Source organism: Xenorhabdus kozodoii (assembly GCF_002632875.1).
GTDB lineage: Bacteria > Pseudomonadota > Gammaproteobacteria > Enterobacterales > Enterobacteriaceae > Xenorhabdus > Xenorhabdus kozodoii.
On record NZ_NJCX01000128.1, the window covers coordinates 1 to 350 of the forward strand.

The 350-nt window shown below is 60.0% G+C and carries 1 protein-coding gene; it reads left to right on the forward strand.

Annotated elements, in window-relative coordinates; all coding sequences use genetic code 11:
* Nucleotides 1–350 (forward strand): condensation domain-containing protein (locus tag Xkoz_RS19450; protein ID WP_141554472.1); only part of this gene is annotated, 350 nt, incomplete at both ends.

Genomic DNA, 350 nt, shown 5'->3' on the forward strand with positions numbered 1-350 from the left:
GATGGCGCAGGCGATCCGGTATGACGCCGAGACGTTTGTGGTGCCCCCTAACCTGATCCCGGACGGCTGCACCGCCATCACGCCGGCTATGCTGCCGCTGGTTTCCCTTTCCCAGGCTGAGATTGAGGCCATCGTTGATAAGGTTGCGGGCGGGGCGAGTAATGTGCAGGATATCTATCCGCTGGCACCGTTGCAGGCCGGGATTTTGTTCCATCACCTGTTGCAGGAGCACGGGGATAACTACCTGCTGTGCAGCCTGCTGGCGTTTGATACCCGTGAGCGGCTTGATCGCTTTCTGGCGGCCTTGCAACAGGTTATCGACCGCCATGATATCCTGCGCACGGCGGTTT